This window comes from Streptomyces sp. NPDC041968 (assembly GCF_055589025.1).
Genome location: NZ_JBVJCB010000002.1, coordinates 547,674 through 569,857, shown reverse-complemented (window position 1 = coordinate 569,857; position 22,184 = coordinate 547,674). Strand labels below are relative to the sequence as shown.

Sequence of the window (22,184 nt, the reverse complement as noted above, 5' to 3'; positions counted from 1 at the left end):
AGTAGGGGACCCGAACGCCGTGATCCCGTTCCCCGTTGCACGCAGGCCGGGCCGGCCGCCCCCGGCCTCAGGTGCCTTCGGGCCGGAGCCGGTCGGCGGCCTCCGGGGGCTGGATGCGCATGCCGGGGCGCCGCCGGTGAACGGTCAGGTACGTCACCCCGTCCGGGCCGGCGTGGACCGCGCGCGTCGAGCCGTGGGGCAGCCAGGCCAGGACGCCCGCGCGCAGGGGCCGCCGTCCCTCGGAGCCGACGAGGGCGCCCTCGCCGTCGAGGACGAGCAGCAGGACGTCGAGGTCCGGCTCCGTGTGGGTGTCGACCCGCCCCGCCGCCGGGATGCGGACGACGTTGGCGTCGAGCTGGCGTCCGGGCTCCGCGAGCCTCCACAGGGCACCGGCCGACAGGTCCTCGCCCGGCGGCAGGAGGTGCGCGAGGTCGCACAGTACTCGGGGTGGGGGAGCCGGTGCCGCCTGCACGGGGGATTCGCGGTCTTGCGCTGCCATCAGATGCCACCGTCCGAAGTGCCCGACTGGACTATCCCGCCGCCCCGTTGAGCGGTCGGCCCCGGCACGGCCGGTCGAGTGACGCACTCCACAGGCCGAGGGCGCGAGGTGAAGGCGAATCTAACATGCGTATTTGATAGCGTCCGGGCTGTGCGGCTGACGAAGTTCACCGACCTGGCGCTGCGCTCCGTGATGCGCCTGGCGGTCGTGAGAGACGGGGACGACCCCCTGACCACCCGCGAGGTGGCCGAGGCGGTCGGTGTGCCGTACACGCATGCGGCGAAGGCCATCACCCGCCTCCAGCACCTCGGCGTGGTCGAGGCGCGGCGCGGGCGTGGCGGCGGGCTCACGCTGACCGGCCCGGGGCGGCACGCCTCGGTGGGCCGACTGGTGCGCGAGCTGGAAGGCGACGGTGAGGTGGTCGCCTGCGAGGGTGCCTCGCCGTGCCCCCTGCGCGGGGCCTGTCGCCTGCGGGGCGCGCTGCGGGACGCGCAGGAGGCGTTCTACGCCGCGCTCGACCCGCTGACCGTGGCCGACCTGGTGGCCTCACCTACCGGCCCGGTCCTGATCGGCCTGACGGACCGCCCCTCGGGGTGACCCCCGCATGCCTCGGTGGGGCCGGCGGCTCGTCGGCGGGACCGTCGGTCGGGGCCGGTGAGGAGCCGATCCCGAAAACGCGAATGCCACTTACCAGTTTAGGAGTCACTGTGCTCTCCGAACAGTCGGTCCCCGTGGTCCGGGCCACCCTCCCGGCGGTGGGTGGAGCCATCGGCGACATCACCACCCTCTTCTACCGCAAGCTGTTCGACGCCCACCCCGAGCTGCTGCGGGACCTGTTCAACCGCGGCAACCAGGCCAGCGGGGAGCAGCAGCGGGCGCTGGCCGGTTCCATCGCCGGGTTCGCCGGCCTGCTGCTGGACCACCCCGACGCCCGCCCGGACGCGATGCTCTCCCGGATCGCCCACAAGCACGCCTCCCTCGGCATCACGTCCGAGCAGTACACGATCGTCCACCGCCATCTGTTCGCCGCGATCGCGGAAGTGCTCGGCGACGCCGTCACCCCGGAGGTCGCCGCGGCCTGGGACGAGGTCTACTGGCTGATGGCCCACGCGCTCGTGGCCCTCGAAACCCGCCTCTACCGGGAGGCGGGGGTCGCCGAGGGAGAGGTCTGGCGCCGCATGGAGATCGTCGGACGGCAGGAGCAGGGCCCCGACGCGGTCTCCCTCGTGCTCCGGCCCGCCGACGAGCACCCCGCGCCGCCGTTCCGCCCGGGCCAGTACGTCAGTGTCCGGTCCGAACTGCCCGACGGCTCCCGCCAGATCCGGCAGTACAGCCTGTCCGCCGGACCCGCCCGGTCCGACCGGCGCATCACCGTCAAGCGGGTCCGGGGCGGCGAGGGACCCGAGGGCGAGGTCTCGTCCTGGCTCCACGCCCACGCGCGCGAGGGCGACGTCCTCACCGTGTCCGCACCCTTCGGCGACCTGGCGCCGGCGGACGGCGACGGCCCCCTGCTGCTGGCCTCGGCCGGGATCGGGGTCACCCCCATGCTGGCCATGCTGGACCACCTGGCCGCGTCCGGCACCACCCGCCTGGTCACCGTGATCCACGCCGACCGCGATCCCGCCGCCCACGCCCACCGGCAGGAGCAGTTGGATCTGATACGCGCGCTGCCCGGCGCCCGGCTCCACCTCTGGTACGAGGAGCCCGGCGACCAGGCGCCGCACGCGTGGGCCGGCCGCGCCGACCTCGCCGGCGTCGAACTGCCGCCGGGCCTCACGGCCTACCTGTGCGGACCGGTGCCCTTCATGCGCGCCGTCCGCGGCGACCTGCTGCGCCGCGGTGTGCCGGCACAGGCCGTCCACTACGAGGTGTTCGGTCCCGACCTCTGGCTCGGACAGCCCTGACGGGCGGCGGGCACCCGCTTTCCACCGGTTCCTCCGGTCTAGGCCGCCGCGGTGAAGGCGGTGCTGATCGCCGTGTCCACCCGGGCGTGGACGACCAGCCGCGGGCCGGAGGTGTCGGCGTTGTTCTCCAGCAGCCGCCGGACGGGCGCGCTGTGGGTGACGACGCTCATCAGGACGTCCAGGCGGCCGCACCACTGGTGGGCCCGGAGCACGGCACTGACCGCGGCGGGGCCGGCGGCCCGGTCGGTGAGGACGATGACGACGGGGGTCGGCTTGTGGGCGTCGACCAAGTGGGTGATGCGCGTGGTCAGCGTGGCCCGCCCGTCGATTCCCGGGTCCTGGTCCACCGTGATGACCAGGACCCCGTGCTCCAGGGTGTGGGACAACATCGCGGCCTCCGATCCGACGCCTCATGGCGAAGCTGTGTCCAGTGAAAGTGCCGGGGACCGGGTCCGCAATACGCCCGTCCCGGCGCCGGAGCGGAGGGTTCGCGCTGAGTACGATCATCCGGTTCCGCCCCCGACCGCCCGAAGGAGCTCCCGCCGGTGCCCGCCCTCCTGCCACCGCCCCGTACCGGGCCCCCGCTGCTGACCCCTCGGCGCCTGACCCGTGAGGAGGACGGTGAACGGCTGCACGCCCTGCTGTGGTGCCCGGGCCCGGGCTGGCGGACGGCCAGCAGCGCCGTGCTGGGCGGCGGGGTCGGCGAACGCGCATGGGTGCTCAACGCCCAGGTCGCGCACGGCTATCGACGCACCGATCCCGCGCGGCACCTCGCGGACCTGGCCGGCGCGGCCGGCGCCCGGGGGCCGGGCGTGGGCCTGATGACGGCCGCCGACGTGTCCGCACCCGGCAGCGGGAGGGACGGCGGTGCGGAAGCCGTGGTGACCGCGGGTGTCTCGGTGCGCGGCTGGGCGGCCTCGCCCGCCGAGGGTGCCACCGGCGCCGCAGCACCGGGCACGATCAACATCGTCGCCGCCCTGCCCGTCGCGCTGAGCGACGCGGCCCTGGTCAACGCCGTGATGACGGCGACCGAGGCCAAGGTCCAGGCGCTGCTCGAAGCGGGCCTCGACTGCTCCGGCACACCGACGGACGCCGTGTGCGTCGCCGCCCGCGTCCCGGGGGTGGACAGCGAGGTCCACTCCTTCGCCGGACCGCGCTCGCAGTGGGGCGCCCGGCTGGCCCGAGCCGTCCACCGGGCCGTGCTCGCGGCGCTTCCCACCGCCCGGTGATCCGGGGTCCCTACAGTGACGTCCTGCGACGCGCCGCCCGTGCCCGCAGCGCCAGCGCGGTGGCGAGCAACACCCAGGCCACGGCGGAATAGGCCCAGGCGGTCCCGCCCCGGACGGCACCGACGGAGCTCCACACCGCCCACAGCGCGAGCACCACGCACAGCGCCGTCCAGGCGATGTCGGCGACGCGGCCGTGCAACTGCCCGCGCTGCCGGGTCCCCGGTTCCAGAGTGCCGAGCCCGTCGTCGACGGGTGCCTTCCCCTTGTTCACGTCAGGCTCCTTCGAAGGTCGCTGCGGAGTGAACTCCGCTTACCCCGGAGGAGGTTGCGCATGCGGTGCGGGTGGCACGGGTGCGCGGGAGCGGCCCGTCCGGACCGCTCCCGCGCCGTGGTCCCGGACGCTCAGCGTCGCGAGGTCTTCTGCAGTGCCTTGTCGAGGGCGGCCTTGAAGCCGTTCACCCACAGCTGGTTCACCCGGCTGCGTTCGGCTGCGTTCGGGTAGGCGTTGGTGCAGGACGGGCCGGGACCGCCGCCCGACATCAGCTCGCTGCACGGGCCGGAGTAGTGGTCGGGGAGGCCGAGCACGTGTCCGGTCTCGTGGGCGGTCACACGGGTCGAGTCGTACTGCTGGTTCTGCCGGTAGTCGAGGAAGATGTAGCCGCGCCCGTGCCCGTCCGTGGACGCGTACGAGCCGCGCGAGTCGTTGCCCTCGCGGTACGAGAAGTCCGCTCCCGAACTCCTCTCCGCGAGCCGCACGTTGGACACGGAGCTGTTCCAGATCTGGGTGGAGCGGGATATCTGCGTGCGGAAGCTGGGCGCGCCTGCGGCGCTGTAGTAGACGGTGACGGCGGCCGCCGAGGACGGGGCCGCGGCGCGCTTCTCGGCGACGGACCTGATGACCGCCTCGAAGAACGCCCGGTTGGCGGCGGCGTCCTCGCCCGAACCGGCCGCGGGCTGGTAGCCGACCTGCGCGGCCTGGGCCGGCGCCTGGGGAGCGGCGGTGGCGGCCGGACCGGTGCCGAGCACGGCCGCGGTGAGGCCGAGTCCGACCGCGGTGGACAGCAGGGGCAGACTGATGCGCATCGATGACTCCTTGTGTGGGGGAGTGGGGAGAAGTCGTCACCGGTGAGTGTGGGGCGCCCGTGAGCCGGTGTGATGATGGCAGGAGGGGATAGGCCGGGGCTATCACCGCCGGCGTACGCGGCTGTCACCGTCCTCGTGCGGGGCCGTCAAAGTCGCGGCCCGCCACCGGAGCGTCGCGACGCGGGCCTCGCCACCGGGCGGACGCGGTCGGGAACAGCTTCTCCCGCTGTGCAGAACTCGCCCTGATGCGCCGCCTTTTGTTCACCTGGCGCAAGCAACTGTTCCGCCCTACTCTCCCTGCATGGAGCTCGAGGTGAGGCACCTACGCGCGCTGTGCGCCATCGCCGACGCCGGCAGCCTGCACCGGGCGGCACGCCGACTCGGCGTCGCGCAGCCCACCTTGAGCACGCAGTTGAGCCGCATCGAACAGGCCCTGGGCGGGCCCCTGTTCGTCCGGGAACGCACCGGCTGCCGCCCCACCCCGCTCGGCCGGACCGTCCTCGGCAGAGCCCGTCCGCTCCTCGCCGACATGAGCACCCTCGTCCGCGAGGCCCGCGCCGAGGCGACCGCCGGCGACAGCCGGCTGCGCGTCGGCTCCACGGCCAGCCGCGCCCTGGCCGGCTGGCTGCGCCGGCTCAGACGGCCCGGGCCGGAGCCGACCCTCCAGATGGACGTCTCGGCCAACGCCCTGTTGCGCGGGGTCGCGGACGGCCGGCTCGACGTCGCCTTCGTGCACGAGGTGGAGGGCTGCCCGCTGCACGTCCCCGAGGGTCTGCGGCTGCGCGTGCTCGTCGAGCGCGAACCGCAGTTCGTCATGTTGCCCGCCGACCACCCCGCGGCAGCCCGGTCCGTCGTCCGTCTCGACGACCTGGCGCAGGACCGCTGGATGGTCGACCCCACCGTCGACGGCGAGTGGGACGGGGTGCACCGCATGCTGCGCGCCGTCGGCCTCGACCCGCGCGTCCTGCACGGGGACTACCACACCGCCGCGTCACTCGTCGCCACCGGCGAGGTCGTCACCGTCTGCCAGCCCAGCTCCCAGTCCCGCCCCGACACGGCGGTACGACGCCTCTGCGGCGACCCCCTGGGCGTACGCCTGCTGCTGGCCGCGCGCACCCGGGCCGAGCTGGACGCCGTCTACCCGGCGCTGGAGGAGGCGTACTGGGAGGTGGCCCGCCAGTCCACCGCGTACCGGGAGTGGCTGGAACAGACCGGCGCCCGCACCACCGTCCCGTGCCCGCCGGGCGCCCTCCCGGGGCAGGACCGGGAGGTGTGCGTACCGGCCCGCTGAGCGGATCGGCCATTGCGGTGGTTTCCCGACCGAATCGGTATGACAAGACGGTCATACGGTTACGGAGACGTGCATGAGCTCTGTGCGACGTCTCCCGCCTCTTCGTTCGATGGCCGCCATCTGCGCCCTGGGCAGTTCCGTGCTGCTGATGACCGGCTGTTCGAACGCCGACACGACACGCTCCAGTGTCGCCGAGGCGGCTCAGACCACCCCTGCCACCAATACCGCATCCGCCACCAACACCGCCTCCCCCTCTCCTTCCGCGTCCCTGACCGAGGACCAGGCCGAGCGCAAGGCCCTGGTGCCGCTGGCGAAGGTCACCTGGGACAAGGCGGCCGACACCGCCGTCAAGGAGGTCTCCGAGGGCAAGCTCGTCGACCTCGAACTGAAGCGCACCACCGCCGAGGCCACCGCGTCGACCGGTTCGCCCAGCCCGAGCATGCCCAACCCGGCGCCCAGCCAGGGTGCCCCGGAGTGGGAGGCCAAGGTCGCCGCCTCCGACGGCACCGTGACCCGGATCGACATCGACGCCGTCTCCGGCAAGATCTTCCGCACCCAGGCCGAGGACCAGGACGCGGACGACAAGCAGCAGGTCGCCGACATGCTCGAGAAGGCGACGCAGACGCCGCAGCAGGCCGTGAAGGTCGCCACCGACAACGCCAAGGGCACCGTGACCCACGTCGAGCTCGACGAGAGCGACGACCAGAAGGTCATGTGGTCCGTCGACGTCGTGTCGACCGACAACTGGGACAAGGCGACCGTGGACGTCGACGCGACGAACGGCAAGGTCCTGCGCGAGAACGTGGACAGCGACTGAGACCACGCGTCACCGCGGCGGGCGCCGCCGCAGGCACCGCGACAAGCGCGACGGGAGCAGCGGGTGGAGTGACCCCGCTGCTCCCGTCGCGCGTGCCCGAGGGGGTCAGGCCGCCGGCTCGGGGGCCTCGGCCCGGGCACCCGTCGACGTGCGCGGCAGAGTCGCGACGGCCAGGAAGCCGAGGACGGCCACCGCCGCGAAGAAGTAGAAACCCCACGGGTGACCGATCCCCGAGGAGACCAGGGCGCCCGTGATGGACGGGCCGACGATCGAGCCGATCCGGCCGATCCCGGACGCCGAACCGAGGGCGGTGCCGCGCACCGAGGCCGGGTAGAAGTTGGTCACGTAGGCGTAGACGAGCACCTGGGCCGAGAAGACGAACACGCCCGTGAGGAACACGACGGCGTTCAGCATGAGGTCGCTCTCCATCCTGACGCTCAGGCACGCCAGCATGACCACGGAGATCGCGAACCAGCCCATCGTGGTGCCCTTGATGCCCCTGCGGTCGGCGACGAACCCGCCGAGGACCAGCCCCACGACACCGCCGACGTTGAGCACGAGGAGCTGTGTGACGGCCGTGGGCACCGGGTAGCCGGCGTCGTTCATCAGCTTCGGCAGCCAGGTGTTCAGTCCGTAGACCAGCAGCAGGCCCATGAACGAGGCGACCCAGATGCCGATGCCCGCGCGCAGGTACGCCGGCTTGAGCAGTTCCGTGAACGGCACCCGCCGGGCCCCGTCCCGCTGGGCCCGGACGAAGGCCTCCGACTCCGGCAGCTTGAACCACTGGACGACGGCGACGACGAGACCGACCACGCCGAGCAGGTAGAAGAGGATCTCCCAGGCGTCGGTCACCTGCAGGGCCAGCAGCGAGGTGATGACCGCACCGGTGTGGTAGCCGGTCATGGTCAGCGTGCTGGCCCGCGCCCGGCGGTCGGCGGGCATGTTCTCGGCCATCATCGTGAGCGAGACGGGCATGCACGCGCCCAGGCCGAGACCGGCGACGAGGCGGAGCGCGGCGAACATCGTCACGGAGTTCGCCAGCGGCACCACGAGGGTGAAGAGCGAGAACAGCACCACCGAGCCGATGAGCAGACGGCGGCGTCCCAGCCGGTCGGCGAGCGGGCCGACGCAGACGGCGCCGATGGCCACGCCCACGAGCGAGAGCGTCGCGATGGTGGTCGCGTCGCCCGCGGTCATGCCGAGGTGCTGGGTCTTGAGCAGGGTGGGGATGATGGCGCCGAGGACGACGAGGTCGTAGCCCTCCAGCAGGACGGTGATCCAGCAGAGGATCACCGTCCAGGTGCTGCTGCCGGTCCGCGCGGGTGCGCCGGACGTGGTGGCGGAAGTCATGGTGACTCTCCCCCCGGGGGACGGGTGTGAGTGAGCGGAGCCGGAACGGCGGGGCGGCCGGGACGGCCGTACGGGGCGGCCGCGGGGGCCGGGGGGTCAGAACGGGTAGTCGGCGATGTCCGGGCGGACCGTGACCCACTGGGTCTCGGTGAACGCCTCGACGTTGGCCGCGGCGCCGCCGAAACGGGACCCGGTGCCGGAGGCCTTGACCCCGCCGAAGGGAGCGTTGGGCTCGTCGCTCACGGTCTGCTCGTTGATGTGGATCTTGCCGGAGTCGATCCGGTCGGCGAGCTTCATCGCCGTCCCCACGTCCCCGAGGATGCCGACCGACAGCCCGTACTCGCAGTCGTTGACGATCCGCGCGGCCTCCTCCAGCGTGGAGAAGGCGATGACCGGGGCAACCGGACCGAAGATCTCCTCCCGCCACGCCGGCATGCCGGTGGTCAGACCGGTCAGCACGGTGGCGCGGTAGCAGGCGCCGTCGATCTCGCCGCCCGCGGCGACCTTCGCGCCCGCCGCGACGCTGTCCTGGACGATGCCGTGCACCCGCTCCAGCTGCCGGCGGTCGATGATCGGTCCGAGCGCCACGTCCTCGCGGGCCGGGTCGCCGACCGGCAGGGAGTCGGCCTTCGCGGCGAGCGCGGCGGTGTACTCCTCCACCAGTGACTCGTGCACGATGTGCCGGCCGGTCGTCATGCAGATCTGCCCCTGGTGCAGGTACGAGCCGAACGCCCCCGCCGAGGCCGCCTTGGCCACGTCCGCGTCGGGCAGCACGACCAGCGCGTTGTTCCCGCCCAGCTCCAGATGGGCCCGCTTGAGCAGCCGCCCGGCCTGCTCGCCGATGATCCGGCCGACCGGCGTGGACCCGGTGAAGGAGATCACCCGCACTTCCGGAGCCTCGACCAGCGCCTCCCCGACCGCGCCGTCGCCCGGCAGCAGGTGCAGGACACCCGCAGGGAGCCCGGCCTCCTCGAAGACCCGGGCGATGACCACACCGCCGCTCACCGCGGTGCGCGGATCCGGCTTGAGCAGCACGGCGTTGCCGAGGGCCAGGGCGGGAGCCACCGAACGCAGGCCGAGGATGAGCGGGAAGTTGAAGGGGGCGATCACGCTCACGACCCCGGCCGGTCGCCGGCGGGAGAGCGACCAGCGGGCCTCCTCGGAGGTGAGGACCTCACCCTGCGGGTGCGTCGGCAGCCCGGCGCACTCGAAGCACTCGCCGATGGCGAGCTGCGCCTCGAAGCCCGCCTTGGACCGCACCGAGCCGGCCTCGCGCACCAGCCATTCCTGGATCTCCTCGGCGTGCTCGGTGAAGAGCTCCCCCGCGCGCCGCAGTACGGCGGCCCGCCGCTGCGGCGAGGTCGCGGCCCACTCGCGCTGGGCCTCGGCGGCCCGTGCGGCGGCGCGGCCCACGTCCTCCGGCGTGACCAGTCCCACCGCGCCGAGCCGTTCGCCCGTCGCCGGCTCGGTCACCGGGTGCTCGGTGGGGGAGTCCTGCCAGCCGTCGCTGAAGAACTTCCGGCCCCAGACGTCGCTGTCCAGGAGTGTCATCGTCGTTCCCTTCCTCGGGATCCTCGGGTGCCGGGCGCGTCAGCGGCTCCGCGCGCCCGGCCGGTCGGCGGGTCGTGTGTCAGGAGGGCGTGGTCAGGGCCGTGTCCACCTGGATCAGGCGGGGGTGGCCGGGCTGCTCGGCGAGTACGGCGCGCAGTTCCTCGGCGCCGCCGACGTGCCGGGCGCGCACCCCGTAGCCCTCCGCGACGCGGGTGAAGTCCAGTCCCGGGATGTCCAGCCCCGGGGCGTCCGGCACGCCGAGCAGGCCGCCGAACCAGCGCAGCGCCCCGTACGTGCCGTTGCGCAGCAGTACGATCGTCAACGGGACCCCGTGCTGCGCGGCCGTCCACAGGGCCGTGATGCCGTAGTTGGCCGAGCCGTCCCCGATCACGCCAACGACCGGGCGGTCGGGCTGCGCCATCGCCACCCCGACGGCGCCGGGCAGCCCGAAGCCGAGCCCGCCGGCGGCCGGGAAGTAGTAGGAGCCCGGTCGGCGCAGGTCCATCTGGCGCCACCACGCGGAGGTGGTCGACGTGGACTCGACGACGTACGCGGTGTCCGCGGGCAGTCCGTCGCGCAGGGCGGCGAAGACCTGCTCGGGGTGGAGGCCCGGTCCCCGGGCGGTGAGCGGCTCGGGCGCCGGCCGGTACGGGCCCGCGGGCTCACCGGGCGCGCCGAGCGCGTTCAGCAGCAGGCCGACGACGGCGCCGGGATCGGCGACCAGCGCCTCGCCCATCGGGGCCCGCGCGGCCGCCGAGGCGTCCTCGGTCACCTGGACCAGCCGGGTGCCCTCGGGCAGATACCGGCCGGGCAGGTACTCGTGGTACCGGAAGACGGGCGCGCCCAGCACGAGCACCAGGTCGTGGCCCTCGAAGGCCTCGCAGACCGGCGCGATCCCGGCGGGCAGCACACCCCGGAACAGAGGATGCCGGTTGGGGAAGGGCAGCCGGAAGAGGGAGGGGGCGGCCCACACCGGGCAGCCCAGCCGCTCGGCCAGCCGCACGGCGTCGTCGAAGAGACCGGGCGCGTCGATGTCGCCGCCGAGCACGAGCGCGGGACGCCGGGCGGCGGCGACCCGCTCGGCGAGCCGGCGGCCCTGCGCGGCGTCGGGCACCGAGGCCCGCTCCACCCGCCGGTCGAGCACGGCCAGGGCGTTGTCGTCGACCTCGGCCGACCAGTCGTCGTACGGCACGGACAGATAGGTGGGCCGCCGCTGGAGCCGCGCCTCGAAGACGGCCTGGGCCAGCGCGCGCGGTACGTCCTCGGCGCACGCCGGCTCCGCCGCCCAGCCGACCAGCGGCTTCATGAGGGTCTGCGCGTCGACGCTGGCCAGGTTGGCCTCCGGGCCGATGGCGGGCCGGACCTGCTGCCCCGCCACCACCACGAGCGGGGTGCGCGAGGCCACGGCGTTCGTCAGCGCGCCCATCGCGTTGCCCGAACCGGAGGCCGCGTGCAGGTTGACCAGGACCGGGCGGCCCGTCGCCTGGGCGTAGCCGTCGGCCATGCCGACGACCGCGCCCTCGTGCAGCCCGAGGACGTAGCGGAAGCCGTCGGGCAGCTCGGCGAGGAAGGGCAGCTCGTTGGAGCCCGGGTTGCCGAAGACGGTGGTGAGCCCCTGGCGCTCCAGGAGAGCGTGGGAGACACGGCGCACGGATGGCACGGTCGTTCCTTTCGAAGTGACGTCCGACACGCTAGGCACCCCGCGACATGGGCACCAATAGATGTTTCGGCACCCCGATATAGAGTCCGTCGATATGGGCACCTTCGACCTCAACCTGGCCCGCGTCTTCGTCCTCCTCTACGAGACCGGGAGCGTCACGGCCACCGCCGAGACGCTCCACGTCACGCAGCCGACCGTCAGCTACAGCCTGGGCAAGCTCCGACGGCACTTCGACGACGAGCTGTTCCGCCGCAACGGGCGCGGACTGACGCCCACGGCCGGTGCCCGGCGGCTGTACGAGCCGTTGCAGCGCGCGCTCGCGGAGATCGACGGAACGGTCCGGCAGGGCGACGCCTTCGACGCCGGGACCATGTCGGGCCGGTTCACCATCGCCCTCTCCGACCTCGGCGAGGCCACCCTCCTGCCGAGGCTGCTGGCCGCGGCCCGGGAGCGGGCGCCGGGGGTCTCGTTCACCGTGCGCCCGTTCGACGTGGAGGATGCCGAGAGCCAGCTGCGCCGCGGCGACCTCGACGTGTTCGTGGCGACCCCGGTGATCACCTCGCATCTGACCGTGCGGGTCCCGCTCTTCCGGGAACGCTACGTCCTCATGGTCGCCGCGGATCACCCCCGGGTCCGCGGGGACGAGGTGTCGCTGGCGGGTCTGGCCGCCGAGCACCATGCGACGGTCTTCGGGCCGAGCGGCCATGTCGCGCCCCGGGCGGTGCTGGCCGCGCACGGGCTCCTGGAGCGGGTCGCCGTGGACGCCACCCGCTTCTCGATGCTGCCCTACCTGCTGGAGCAGACCGATCTGGTCGCCATCGTCCCCGAGTACGTCGGCGAGGTGTTCACCGCGTCCCACCGGGTCCGCCTGGTGCGGCTGCCCTTCGAGACCCAGCCGATCGAGATCGCCCTGTACGCACGCCACGAGTCCTCGCGGAGCCCGGCGCAGCGGTGGTTGGTGCAGTTCATGGCGGAGGTGCTGGGCGAGCAGGTGAGCGCGGCCCAGCTGCCGCCGACCGCGGCACCGGCGTAGGCGCTCCCGGGTGGTGCGGTGCGGGTGTCTAGGATCGCGCCCATGACGGCAACCGAACCCACCATCCTCGCCACCTCGGGAGGGCACCGCGCGGGTGGCCGGACCATGGTGGCCTTCGACTCCCTGGTGCACCACGCGGTGGACCTCTCGGGCGCCCACGGGCGGCGCCCCCGGATCCTGTACGTGGGCACGGCCATCGGGGACGCCGAACACTTCACCGCCCGGATGACGGAGGCGGCCCGCGTGGCCGGCTTCGACCTGACGCCGCTGCACCTGTTCCCCATGCCGAACGTGGAGGACGTGGAGGAGACCGTGCTCGCCCAGGACGTCGTCTGGGTGATGGGCGGCTCGGTCGCCAACCTGCTGGCGGTGTGGCGCGTGCACGGCCTGGACCGCGTCATGCGCCGGGCCTGGGAGGCCGGGGTCGTGCTCAGCGGGGTGAGCGCGGGGTCCCTGTGCTGGTTCCGGGGCGGCGCGACCGACTCCTTCGGGCCCGAACTGCGCCCGATCACCGACGCCTTGGGCTTCCTGCCCTACGGCAACGGCGTGCACTACGACGTCGACGAGGGCCGCCGCCCGCTGATCCACCGGCTCGTCGCCGACGGCACCCTGCCCTCGGCCCACTGCACGGACGACGGAGTGGGCCTCGTCTACCGCGGGACGGAGCTGGTCGAGGCGGTGACGGAGGTGCCGGGCAAGGGCGCCTACGTGGTCGTGCGCGAGGGCGGCGCCGCGGTGGAGGAACGCATCGAGCCGCGCGTGCTGCCCGCGGCGTCAAGGCCCTGACGGTGGAAGCCCGGTGAGCATTCGGGAAACATCGTGTTTGCGGCCGGAGTGAGTGGCAAAGCGGTGTCCATGAGCGATCCGAACAAGGACACGAACCAGAAGACCACCACCACACGGACCGCCGGTTCCAAGGCCCGCGACGCCGCGGACAAGGCGACGGCCCCCGCCTCGCGTGCCGGGAAGGCGGCCACGGACAAGGCCGGTGACGGCGCGTCAGCGGCCAAGGCCGGTGCCCAGCGTTCCGCGGAGGCGGCGAACGGCGCCATGCAGACGGCGGCCAAGGGCGTGGAAGCAGGCCGCAAGGCGGTCATCACCACCTCCGGGCACGTCGCGGCCGGGGCGAAGACGGCGTGGACGGTCATCGCCCACCGCAAGCTCGTCGCCGCGGGTGTGGGCGCCGGCATCACCGCTCTGAGCGCCGCGTCCTACGCGGTGGGCCGCCGGGCGGGACGTCACACGCACGGGCCCCTGACCCGACTCACCGGCGGCCGCATCTGACGCGTTCCGCACGGCCGCACCACGGCGCCCGGTCCGGCGGCCCCCGAGCCCAGGGGGAACCGCAGGCCCGGGCTCGTGGTGTGCCGCCGTCGCGACGGCGGGCCCGGCGGTGACCGTCGGGCCGTGAGCGCGCGGCGCCTCCCCCTCGGCGCCGGGTCCGGCCCGCCTCGGCCGGGGTGTCCGGTACCGCTCGCCCGGACAGGAGAAGATGGTCCCGCGAGCCAATGCCCGACAAACGCGGAGGAGTGGACGCATGCAGCACGACCGAGCCGGGAAGCCGGCCGGCCCCGAGGACCTGATCGACGTGGCCCGGCTGGTGACGGCCTACTACGCCCTGCACCCGGACCCGGCCGACCCCGGCCAGCGGGTGGCGTTCGGCACGTCCGGTCACCGGGGATCGTCCCTCGCGGCGGCGTTCAACGAGGACCACATCGCCGCCACCAGCCAGGCCATCTGCGAGTACCGCTCGGCCCAGGGCACCGACGGCCCGCTCTTCCTGGGCGCCGACACCCACGCCCTGTCCGAGCCGGCGAGGATCACCGCCCTGGAGGTGTTCGCGGCGAACGACGTGACCGTCCTCGTCGACACCGCCGCCGGCTACACCCCCACCCCCGCGGTCTCGCACGCCATCCTCACCCACAACCGCGGGCGCACCTCGGCCCTCGCGGACGGCGTGGTCGTCACGCCGTCGCACAACCCGCCCGCCGACGGCGGCTTCAAGTACAACCCGCCGAGCGGCGGCCCCGCGGGCTCGGACGCCACCTCCTGGATCCAGGACCGCGCCAACGAGATCATCGCGGCCGGCCTCAAGGACGTACGGCGCGTCCCCTACGCCCGGGCGCTCGCCGCCCCCGGCACCGGGCGCCACGACTTCCTCGGCACCTACGTCTCCGACCTGCCGAGCGTCCTCGACCTCGACGCGATCCGGTCGGCCGGCGTGCGGATCGGCGCCGACCCGCTCGGCGGCGCCTCCGTCGCCTACTGGGGCCGGATCGCCGAGCAGCACCGCCTGGACCTGACGGTGGTCAATCCGCTGACCGACCCCACCTGGCGCTTCATGACGCTGGACTGGGACGGCAAGATCCGCATGGACTGCTCGTCACCGCACGCCATGGCCTCGCTCATCGAGCAGCGCGACCGCTTCACCATCGCGACCGGCAACGACGCCGACGCCGACCGGCACGGCATCGTCACCCCGGACGCCGGGCTGATGAACCCCAACCACTACCTCGCCACCGCCATCGCCTACCTCTACGCCCACCGCTCCGAGTGGCCCGCCGACGCGGGCGTGGGCAAGACGCTGGTGTCCTCCGGCATGATCGACCGGGTGGCGGCGGACCTGGACCGGCGCCTGGTGGAAGTGCCCGTCGGCTTCAAGTGGTTCGTGGACGGACTGGCCGGCGGCACGCTCGGCTTCGGCGGCGAGGAGTCGGCCGGTGCGTCCTTCCTGCGCCGGGACGGCTCGGTGTGGACCACCGACAAGGACGGCATCATCCTGGCGCTGCTCGCCTCCGAGATCACCGCCGTCACCGGGAAGACGCCCTCCGAGCACTACGCCGCCCTCACCGCCCGCTTCGGCGCACCCGCCTACGCCCGCATCGACGCCCCGGCGACCCGGGAGGAGAAGGCCCGCCTGGCCAAGCTGTCCCCGGCCCAGGTCACCGCCGACACCCTCGCCGGTGAGCCGGTCACCGCCGTGCTCACCGAGGCACCGGGCAACGGAGCGTCGATCGGCGGGATCAAGGTGAGCACCGAGAACGCCTGGTTCGCGGCCCGGCCGTCCGGCACCGAGGACGTCTACAAGATCTACGGGGAGTCGTTCCTCGGTGCGGACCACCTCCGCCAGGTGCAGGACGAGGCCAAGCTCGTCGTCCTCGGCGCCCTGGGCGGCTGACGCCGTACCCGTGCCCCCGGGCCGGTAGACGGCCGGGCCGGGGGAGCGCCACGGTCAGTCCGCGGATCTCGTAGCCGCCGATCGCCTCCTGGAAGGCGACGCGCGGCCTGCCGGTCATGCGGACGCCGTCCAGCGCGAACAGCCTGCTGAGGAAGACGTCGGTCTCCAGCCGGTCTGCCTGCGGTGTTCCCGGTGTTCGGCTCCGTCCCGGTAGAGCACGGGCCGACGGATCCGCCGGGGGAGCTTCTCCACCTTCTCGACCCCGAGCCCGGCCTGCACGGTGCCGGGGCCGCGCAGCAGCGCCCGTGCGACGGCGACGTCGTGCACCTGCCAGGTCCCGTCCGCCGCGCGGCTGACCGGGCACCGCGGCCGGGTCCGCCCCCCCCCGGTCGGTCCTCCGCGCGGAGTGCTGCTCGTCGCTCTGTACCACGGGGCCACCCCCAAGTCCCTCGCCCAGCGGCCCCGTCGGCCCCCGGCACGATGACCTGGTCACCGGACCGGGCACGGGCACGGCACCGGCCAGCCCTCGTCCGGCCGAACCGGCGGGGACGTCACGGCCGGGCGCTGTCGTCCCGCGGATGGCAGCGCAGCGCCCACGGCGGCGTCCAGACCTCCCCGTCGAGGCGCCCGGCCGGCCGGGCGGCGAGGTGTGCGCGCAGCGCGGCCAGCGCGGGATGCGGGTTGTCGGCGTGCCAGAGCAGGGAGTGCGGATAGACGGGGGTCGGGTCGCGCAGCGGAACGCGCCGCAGATCGTGGACGGCGGGCCAGACGAGGGGGGTGTGCTCGCTGAGGAAGGTCGCGATCGACGACGACCCGGCGATCGTGTCGAGGAGGCCCTCGACACCGAAGTTGGGGCCGAGCGCGTCGATGGTCAGCCCGAACTCCGCGGCGAGCGCGTCGTAGTAGGCCGCCCATTCGGTCCCCGGCAGGTTCCCCGGCATCCAGATGCGGTGACCGGCGAGCTGGGCCGGGGCCACCGACCGTGCCGACGCGAACGGGTGGCCGGGCCCGGTGAACAGCTGGAGCGGCTCGTCGAAGACGGGCGTGGCCTCGATCCCGGCGGGGATCTCCCGGCCCGGCACGGTGACACAGCGGAAGGACGCGTCGATCGCCCCGGAGCGGATGGCGGCCGCCGCCGCGTCCGCGTCCGAGTCGAAGAGGATGACGACGTCCAGATCGACGTCGGGATGGGCCCGGTGGAAGTCGCGCAGCAGGCCGGCCGTGGCGAGCCGGCGTCCGATCACGTCGACCCTGAGCGGGCGCCGTCCGGGCCGTACCGAGGCGGCCGCCCGCTCCTCGGCGTCGAGCAGCGCACGCGCGTGCGGGAGGAAGGCCTGGCCGTCGATGGTCAGCCGCGCGCCGCGCGCCGTGCGGGTGAACAGCGGCACCCCGAGGTGCCTCTCCAGGGCCGCGATCCGCTTGGAGACGGCCTGCTGGGTGATGGTCAGCTGCGCGGCGGCGAGCTGGAACTGACCCGCCTCCGCGACGGTGACGAAGGTGCGTACGGCGACGAGGTCCACGGCGGCCATCCTAGGGGGGTGCAGCGGCCGGGAATCCGCGTGCGCCGCTCGACCGGACGTGCCACCATCCGCCGATGGACCGTCAGACGATCTCCGCACTCGCCCACGCCGATCACCCGATCGCGGCCCCGCTCGACGACGACTCGGTGAACCGGCTGCTGGAACGCGGCATCCCGCACGGCGACGCACGCGTCCTGGACCTGGGCTGCGGCGGTGCGGAGTGGCTGCTGCGCGCCCTCGCCGCACATCCGCGGCTGACGGCCGAGGGCGTCGACGTCTCGGAGCGAGCCCTGGCGCGGGCCCGTGCGGCGGCGGGCCGGAGGGGCGTGGAGGACCGACTGGTCCTGCACCGTCGAAGCGCCGCGGACTTCACCGCCCCGCACCGTTTCGACCTCGTCCTGTGCGTCGGCTCCACGCACGCGTTCGGCGGCCTGTCCGCCACCCTCGCCGCGGCGCGCGAACACCTGGCACCCGGCGGACGCGTCCTGGTCGGTGACGGCTTCTGGACGGGGACCCCGTCCGCCGAGGCCGTCGAGATGCTCGGCGACCTCACCGACCTGCCGACCACGCTGGACCGGGTCGCCGCGGACGGCTGGACCCCGGTCGGCGGGCACATCAGCACCCGAGGGGAACTCGACGGCTACGAGTGGTCATGGACCGGGTCGCTCGCCTCCTGGGCCCTGGACCACCCCACCGATCCGGACCGTGCGCAAGCGCTCGAGGCGGCCGCCGCCCACCGCGACGGGTGGCTGCGGGCCTACCGGGACGTGATGGGCTTCCTGTGCCTCGTCCTGCGCCCCACGCACCCCTGGGAGCCGCCGGCCGCCGACGTCGCGTCCACCTCCGGTGCTTCCCGGAATTCGGGGTAGACGACCGGGGTAACGGTCAAGGCTCGGGAAGAGGGCGGATCGCATGGACGAGGCTGCCCGGAACAGGGACCAGTCGGCAGAAGAGCTGGTCAGGGTGTCCGCGGAGTACGAGGGGAGCCCCGGCGACATCGCCCGGGGCCGGGAGCTGGCCCGGCGGTTCCTGGCGCGGGTACGGGCGACCCGGAACCGTCCGGTGCCGGACCGCGCGGTGGACCTGGTGCAGCTGGTGGTCAGCGAGCTCCTCACGAACGCCTGCAAGTACGCGCCCGGCCCCTCGCTGGTCGACCTGGAGCTGGCGGAGGACCGGGTGGAGGTCACCGTGTGGGACACCGACCCGGTGCTGCCGGTGGCAGAGACGGCGGACCCCGGACGGATCGGCCGGCACGGACTGGAGATCGTCATGGCCGTCTGCCAGAGCTTCGAGGTGTGCCGGGAGCCGGTGGGCAAGCGGATGCGCGCCGCGGTGCGGCTCGCCGACGACCTGGGCGGTACGGCCCTCGGTCACGCGTCCTGACCCGCGGCGCGGCGACGGAACCACCGTGGCACCCGGCCGCCGGGACCACCGGCCGAGGCCGTCACCGGCCCGCCGCCACCGCACTCATCGTCCGGCCGGCCGCCCGGCCCCGGACCGGAGCCGGTACAGGACACTGCGGCGCAGCGGCCCTTCCGGCACACCCGGGTCGTCGAAGTCGTCGGCCGGGTCGCGGGTCATGCCGAGACGGCGCATCACCGCCTGCGAGCGGAGGTTGCCGGCCGCCGTCACCGCCAGGACCTCGGCGAGTTCCAGCTCCTCGAAAGCGAAGCCCACCACCGCCCGCGCGGCTTCGGTGGCGTAGCCGTTCCCCCAGGCGGGCCGCGCCAGCCGCCAGCCCGCCTCCACTCCGGTGAAGGGCATCCCGTCCTCGACGGGATCGAGCCCCGTGAACCCGACGAACTCGCCGGTGGCGGCGACCTCCACCGCCCACCATCCCCAGCCCCGCCGGTCCAGGTCGGCCTGGAAACGGGCCGCGGAAGCCTCGCTCTGCTCCCGGGTGAGCACCCCGGGGAAGTACGCGCGGACCACCGGGTCGGCGTTCAGGGCGGCCCAGGGGGCCATGTCGGAGGCGCGCCACCCGCGGAGCACGAGACGCTCCGTTCGCAGTTCGGTCATCGGGTCAACTTAAGGCGGGCAGCCTCCACGGGTCGACCGAAAAAGCGCCGCGACCGGCACCGCGCTCGGGCCCGGGGCGTCACCGCGGGGCGCCCTGCCCGTCGATCACCTCGGAAGGCTTCGGCGCCCGCACGTCCAGCGGCTCGTCGAAGCCGGCGAAGGACGTGGACGTGTCGTAGTCGGCGCCCTCGTACACCACCTTGAGGAGGTGCGGCTCGCCCTCCGTGGCGACGGAGAAGGTGTACCTCCCGCCCTGGGCCCCTTCGTCCCTGACGGTCAGCTCGACCGCCTCCCGGCCGCCGACACGGGTGGACCTCCCCTTCTCGGCGGTGCCGAAGGAGGCGAAAGGACGCGTGCAGGACGAGAGCCCGTCACCGGGCCGCGCCGCGTCGGCGGACGTCCTGACCCACAGCTTCTGCTCGCCGGTGACGCCACCGGGCCGCCGGCTCTCCAGGTAGGCGCGGTCGGGCCGGACGTAGTCGGTCCCGCCCACCCGGATCTGCTCGAGGCTGCCGCCCTGCGAGAACGTGGCCTTCGCGGTGCACCGGCTCTTCAGGTCGGTCACCAGCCGGACCGTCACCGTACCGCCCTTCGCCGCGGAGCTGGTGGAGTCGATCCGCACGGACTTCAGCGCCCGCATCGCGGCGTTGGCGTCCTCCAGCATCTCGTCGGCGGACGGGCTCCCGCCGCCGCTGCCGCACCCCGCGACGAGGACTCCCGCCAGCACACAGGTCAGTACGGCGGTCGTGGTCGTGGTGCGCACGCGTCCCCCCTGGGCAAGATCGGCACCGAGAGCCTACCCGACCTCCCCCTTCGGCCCTGGAGCGGTTCGCCCCCGCACTACGGGGGAACCTGGCGGGGTGGACGGCATCGGAAGGCTGTGAGGGTCGTGGCAGCACGCTGGGCGGGCCACCAGGAGAGCGGCGAGGAGCCGGGGCACGGGAGCGCGGACGGCGTCCCGGACCCCGGCTTCGCCCGGGCCGTCCTGCGCGCCCTCGGCGCCGGCGTCCTCACCCTCGACCCGTCCGCCCGGATCACCTCGGTGAACCCCTGGGCCGAACGGCTGCTGGGGCGGTCGGCGCGGGACATGATCGGCCGCGACGCGCACGACCTCCTGCACCGGCACGCCGACGGCAGCCCCGTCCCGCGCGAGCGGTGCGCGCTGCGCAACCCCCTGCACGGTGCGCCCGCCGAGGAGGGCAGCGAGGAGTACTTCCTGCGGGCCGACGGGTCCACGGTCCCGATCATCTGGGCGGCCACCCCGCTGGCCGGGGACGACCGCCAGGAGGGGCTGGTGCTGGTCTTCCACGACTTCAGCCTGCACCGCAGCGCCGCCGAGGAGACCGAGGCCCGCACCACCGCCCTGGAGACGCTCTCCGCCCAGCTGCACCTGGTGGCCGAGGTCTCCACCGTCCTGATCCCCACCGAGCACACCTCCGCCACGATCCGCCGGCTCCTGCGGCTGCTGGTGCCGGAACTGGGTCAGTGGGCCGCAGTCGACGTCTACCCGGGGCAGTCCGACCTCCTGGAGCGGGTCGCCGTCCGCAGCGGCGCGCACCCGCACCGGGCCGATCGGCTGAGGGGGCTGCTGACCTCCCTGCCGGACCCGGCGCGCGCCGCGCTGGCCCGGCTGGCGGGCAGCGACCGGCCCGTCCCCATCGCCGCCGACGACGTGCTCCACGACCCGCACAGCCCCCTCGCCGCGACGCACCGGGTGCTCTTCGAACGGCTCGGCGGGCACGCGGCCGTCGTCGTGCCGCTCCGCACCCGGCAGCGGTCGTACGGAACGCTCACCGTGGCCCGCGCGGGGGAGCACCCCGCGCACTCCGAGGCCGAGGCCGCCCTGCTCGCCGACATCGGCCGCCGCGTCGGACTGGTCCTGGACAACGCCCGCCTCTACCACGAGCAGCAGAACGTCGCCGAGACCATGCAGCGCCAGCTGCTGACCCCCCTCCCGCAGGTCGACCACGTCCGCATGGCCGCCCGGTACTGGGCCGCCGAGAGCGCCATGGAGATCGGCGGCGACTGGTACGACGCCTTCCTGCTCGCCGACGGTGTGCTGGCCCTCGTCATCGGGGACGTGGTCGGACACGACCTGCAGGCCGCCGCCCACATGGCCGAGGTGCGCAACATGCTGCGCGCTTTGGCCTGGGACCACCAGGAACCGCCCAGCGTGATCATGCGGCGGCTCGACGAGGCCGTGACCAACACCAGTGACGCCCCCATGGCCACGCTCGTCTTCGCCCGGATCGAGGGCCCGGAAGGCGGCCCGTGGACCTTCCACTGGGTCAACGCCGGTCACCCGCCGCCCCTGCTGATCGCGCGGGACGGCGAGGCCCGCTTCCTGGAGGCCGGGCACGGCCCGCTCATCGGCATGAGCGCCACGCTGCGCCTGGGACTCGACTGGCCCGACGCGCACGAGGACATGCCCCCCGAGAGCATCCTCCTGCTCTACACCGACGGTCTCGTGGAGAGCCGCGACCGTCCGATCGACCTGGGCATGGCCGAGCTCCGCCACCACGCCGGGGTCCTGGCCCGCCGACTGGAGGGACGGACCATCGACGAGTTCTGCGACGAACTGCTGGCCCGGATCACCCCCCGGGGCGACGACGTCGCCCTGCTCGCCCTGCGGCTGCCCGCCGCGGGGGTCGGCGCGCCCGGCGACACCTCGCCTCCTCCGCCGCCCCAGTCCGCGCACAGCGAGGCCACCCCCGACCGGGCCGCTCCGGGCGCACGCCGTCAGGATCCGGAGGTGCGGGACCCGACGGAGACCGACCCGGGCGATTGAGGCGCGCCCCTCCGGCGGGTCCGCGCGAGCGCCCCGGCCGCCCCTCCCGGATCGCCACCCCCTGCCGCCCTCGGACCCTCAACTCCACTGCCTCGAAGCGCCCTTGGACGTGCGCCGCCGCGTCCGCACGAACAGCCGCCGAGCACCGCTCGCCGGCTCGCGGGCGGCTCCCGTCCGCCGACCGGGGGAAGCCGTTCACCCCTCGCTGGGCCCGGTTCGCGGGTCCGTCCCCCGCACGTCCCCGGCCCGTCGGCGGGGCGCG

22 protein-coding genes are annotated in these 22,184 nt (G+C 74.0%); 12 read left to right on the top strand and 10 right to left on the bottom strand.

Annotation, left to right across the window (positions count from 1 at the left end):
* Positions 1 to 67: 67 nt before the first annotated feature.
* Positions 68 to 499 (bottom strand): hypothetical protein, encoded by a 432-nt coding sequence (locus ACZ6EG_RS07685; protein WP_469602538.1) that lies wholly within the window; start codon positions 497 to 499, stop codon positions 68 to 70.
* 150 nt (positions 500 to 649) lie between these two features.
* Between ACZ6EG_RS07685 and nsrR the strand changes: the two genes are divergently transcribed.
* Together nsrR and ACZ6EG_RS07675 are read left to right on the top strand one after the other, a co-directional pair.
* Positions 650 to 1,096: a nitric oxide-sensing transcriptional repressor NsrR gene (nsrR, locus tag ACZ6EG_RS07680; protein WP_469602535.1), complete on the top strand. Its 447-nt coding sequence runs from the start codon at positions 650 to 652 to the stop codon at positions 1,094 to 1,096.
* Positions 1,097 to 1,206: 110 nt separating this feature from the next.
* Positions 1,207 to 2,403 carry a globin domain-containing protein gene (locus ACZ6EG_RS07675; protein WP_469602532.1) on the top strand — a complete coding sequence of 399 codons (1,197 nt, stop codon included), beginning with the start codon at positions 1,207 to 1,209 and terminating at the stop codon, positions 2,401 to 2,403.
* A gap of 38 nt (positions 2,404 to 2,441) precedes the next feature.
* Here ACZ6EG_RS07675 and ACZ6EG_RS07670 read toward each other — a convergent pair whose 3' ends face one another.
* Entirely contained in the window at positions 2,442 to 2,792 is a 351-nt protein-coding gene (locus ACZ6EG_RS07670) for a hypothetical protein (protein WP_391969036.1), read from the bottom strand.
* 156 nt (positions 2,793 to 2,948) lie between these two features.
* On the opposite strand from ACZ6EG_RS07670, the gene ACZ6EG_RS07665 reads away from it, so the two are divergent.
* Positions 2,949 to 3,632, top strand: coding sequence for an adenosylcobinamide amidohydrolase (locus ACZ6EG_RS07665; protein WP_469602529.1), 684 nt, complete (start codon positions 2,949 to 2,951; stop codon positions 3,630 to 3,632).
* 10 nt (positions 3,633 to 3,642) lie between these two features.
* On the opposite strand, the gene ACZ6EG_RS07660 is transcribed toward ACZ6EG_RS07665, so the two are convergent.
* Positions 3,643 to 3,903 (bottom strand): hypothetical protein, encoded by a 261-nt coding sequence (locus ACZ6EG_RS07660; RefSeq protein WP_356609629.1) that lies wholly within the window; start codon positions 3,901 to 3,903, stop codon positions 3,643 to 3,645.
* Between the two features lie 131 nt (positions 3,904 to 4,034).
* Complete coding sequence (snpA, locus tag ACZ6EG_RS07655; RefSeq protein ID WP_391969034.1) at positions 4,035 to 4,715, bottom strand: snapalysin; 681 nt, start codon at positions 4,713 to 4,715, stop codon at positions 4,035 to 4,037.
* A gap of 301 nt (positions 4,716 to 5,016) precedes the next feature.
* On the opposite strand from snpA, the gene ACZ6EG_RS07650 reads away from it, so the two are divergent.
* Positions 5,017 to 6,006, top strand: coding sequence for a LysR family transcriptional regulator (locus ACZ6EG_RS07650; RefSeq protein WP_469602525.1), 990 nt, complete (start codon positions 5,017 to 5,019; stop codon positions 6,004 to 6,006).
* Positions 6,007 to 6,079: 73 nt separating this feature from the next.
* Positions 6,080 to 6,823 carry a PepSY domain-containing protein gene (locus ACZ6EG_RS07645; protein ID WP_391969032.1) on the top strand — a complete coding sequence of 248 codons (744 nt, stop codon included), beginning with the start codon at positions 6,080 to 6,082 and terminating at the stop codon, positions 6,821 to 6,823.
* Positions 6,824 to 6,928: 105 nt separating this feature from the next.
* Here ACZ6EG_RS07645 and ACZ6EG_RS07640 read toward each other — a convergent pair whose 3' ends face one another.
* From ACZ6EG_RS07640 to mdlC, 3 genes are all read right to left on the bottom strand, one after another.
* Positions 6,929 to 8,173, bottom strand: coding sequence for an MFS transporter (locus ACZ6EG_RS07640; RefSeq protein WP_391969031.1), 1,245 nt, complete (start codon positions 8,171 to 8,173; stop codon positions 6,929 to 6,931).
* A 96-nt stretch (positions 8,174 to 8,269) separates the two neighbouring features.
* Positions 8,270 to 9,724, bottom strand: coding sequence for a benzaldehyde dehydrogenase (locus ACZ6EG_RS07635; protein ID WP_391969030.1), 1,455 nt, complete (start codon positions 9,722 to 9,724; stop codon positions 8,270 to 8,272).
* A 79-nt stretch (positions 9,725 to 9,803) separates the two neighbouring features.
* Entirely contained in the window at positions 9,804 to 11,384 is a 1,581-nt protein-coding gene (gene mdlC, locus ACZ6EG_RS07630) for a benzoylformate decarboxylase (protein WP_469602521.1), read from the bottom strand.
* A 94-nt stretch (positions 11,385 to 11,478) separates the two neighbouring features.
* Here mdlC and ACZ6EG_RS07625 point away from each other — a divergent pair, with 94 nt between their 5' ends.
* From ACZ6EG_RS07625 to pgm, 4 genes are all read left to right on the top strand, one after another.
* Positions 11,479 to 12,417: a LysR family transcriptional regulator gene (locus ACZ6EG_RS07625; protein ID WP_383648678.1), complete on the top strand. Its 939-nt coding sequence runs from the start codon at positions 11,479 to 11,481 to the stop codon at positions 12,415 to 12,417.
* Positions 12,418 to 12,459: 42 nt separating this feature from the next.
* The gene (locus ACZ6EG_RS07620; RefSeq protein ID WP_391969028.1) at positions 12,460 to 13,203 is read left to right on the top strand and encodes a Type 1 glutamine amidotransferase-like domain-containing protein; all 744 of its coding nucleotides are present in this window, start codon (positions 12,460 to 12,462) and stop codon (positions 13,201 to 13,203) included.
* A 69-nt stretch (positions 13,204 to 13,272) separates the two neighbouring features.
* Entirely contained in the window at positions 13,273 to 13,701 is a 429-nt protein-coding gene (locus ACZ6EG_RS07615; RefSeq protein ID WP_391969027.1) for a hypothetical protein, read from the top strand.
* Positions 13,702 to 13,954: 253 nt separating this feature from the next.
* Complete coding sequence (pgm, locus tag ACZ6EG_RS07610) at positions 13,955 to 15,595, top strand: phosphoglucomutase (alpha-D-glucose-1,6-bisphosphate-dependent) (protein ID WP_469602515.1); 1,641 nt, start codon at positions 13,955 to 13,957, stop codon at positions 15,593 to 15,595.
* 551 nt (positions 15,596 to 16,146) lie between these two features.
* Here the strand turns inward: pgm and ACZ6EG_RS07605 are convergent.
* Positions 16,147 to 17,124: a LysR family transcriptional regulator gene (locus ACZ6EG_RS07605; RefSeq protein WP_391969025.1), complete on the bottom strand. Its 978-nt coding sequence runs from the start codon at positions 17,122 to 17,124 to the stop codon at positions 16,147 to 16,149.
* A 65-nt stretch (positions 17,125 to 17,189) separates the two neighbouring features.
* On the opposite strand from ACZ6EG_RS07605, the gene ACZ6EG_RS07600 reads away from it, so the two are divergent.
* Together ACZ6EG_RS07600 and ACZ6EG_RS07595 are read left to right on the top strand one after the other, a co-directional pair.
* Entirely contained in the window at positions 17,190 to 17,984 is a 795-nt protein-coding gene (locus tag ACZ6EG_RS07600) for an SAM-dependent methyltransferase (RefSeq protein WP_469602512.1), read from the top strand.
* A 43-nt stretch (positions 17,985 to 18,027) separates the two neighbouring features.
* Positions 18,028 to 18,498, top strand: a complete 471-nt coding sequence (locus ACZ6EG_RS07595; protein ID WP_391969023.1) for an ATP-binding protein — start codon at positions 18,028 to 18,030, stop codon at positions 18,496 to 18,498.
* A gap of 84 nt (positions 18,499 to 18,582) precedes the next feature.
* Here ACZ6EG_RS07595 and ACZ6EG_RS07590 read toward each other — a convergent pair whose 3' ends face one another.
* A complete protein-coding gene (locus ACZ6EG_RS07590) occupies positions 18,583 to 19,134 on the bottom strand; it encodes a GNAT family N-acetyltransferase (protein WP_391969022.1) in 552 nt (183 codons plus the stop codon).
* 79 nt (positions 19,135 to 19,213) lie between these two features.
* Positions 19,214 to 19,897 carry a hypothetical protein gene (locus ACZ6EG_RS07585; RefSeq protein ID WP_469602508.1) on the bottom strand — a complete coding sequence of 228 codons (684 nt, stop codon included), beginning with the start codon at positions 19,895 to 19,897 and terminating at the stop codon, positions 19,214 to 19,216.
* A gap of 126 nt (positions 19,898 to 20,023) precedes the next feature.
* Here ACZ6EG_RS07585 and ACZ6EG_RS07580 point away from each other — a divergent pair, with 126 nt between their 5' ends.
* Entirely contained in the window at positions 20,024 to 21,922 is a 1,899-nt protein-coding gene (locus tag ACZ6EG_RS07580) for a SpoIIE family protein phosphatase (protein ID WP_469602505.1), read from the top strand.
* The last annotated feature ends 262 nt before the right edge of the window (positions 21,923 to 22,184 follow it).